This is a genomic window from Caulobacter sp. SSI4214 (assembly GCF_012184455.1).
GTDB lineage: Bacteria > Pseudomonadota > Alphaproteobacteria > Caulobacterales > Caulobacteraceae > Caulobacter > Caulobacter vibrioides_E.
In genome coordinates this window covers 1-566 of sequence record NZ_SZWJ01000188.1, presented here as the reverse complement: position 1 = coordinate 566, position 566 = coordinate 1, and the positions used below count along the sequence as shown (strand labels likewise).

General features: G+C 67.1%; 1 protein-coding gene. It reads right to left on the bottom strand.

Annotated elements, in window-relative coordinates:
* Window positions 1-566 (bottom strand): carboxyl transferase domain-containing protein (locus FCU40_RS23030; protein ID WP_275052066.1); only part of this gene is annotated, 566 nt, incomplete at both ends.

The window sequence follows — 566 nt, the reverse complement described above, 5'->3', positions numbered from 1 at the left end:
CGGACGATGCGTCGGCGGGTGCCGTGGGGCATGATGACGTCGTCGATATAGCCGCGCTGGGCGGCGACGAAGGGGTTGGCGAAGCGGTCCTTGTACTCGGCCTCGCGGGCGGCGAGCGCCTGGGGGTCCTTGGCCTCCTGGCGGAAGATGATCTCGACCGCTCCCTTGGCCCCCATCACCGCGATCTCGGCCGTGGGCCAGGCGTAGTTGAGGTCGCCGCGCAGGTGCTTGGAGCTCATCACGTCATAGGCCCCGCCATAGGCCTTGCGGGTGATGACGGTGATCTTCGGCACGGTGGCCTCGGCATAGGCGAACAAGAGCTTGGCCCCGTGCTTGATCAGGCCGCCGTACTCCTGCTTGGTCCCCGGCATGAAGCCCGGCACGTCGACGAAGGTCAGGATCGGGATGTTGAAGGCGTCGCAGAACCGCACGAAGCGGGCGGCCTTGCGGCTGGAGTCGATGTCCAGCACCCCGGCCAGCACCTGAGGCTGGTTGGCGACGATACCGACCGTCTCGCCGTCCATCCGGGCGAAGCCGACGATGATGTTCTTGGCCCACTCGCTGGA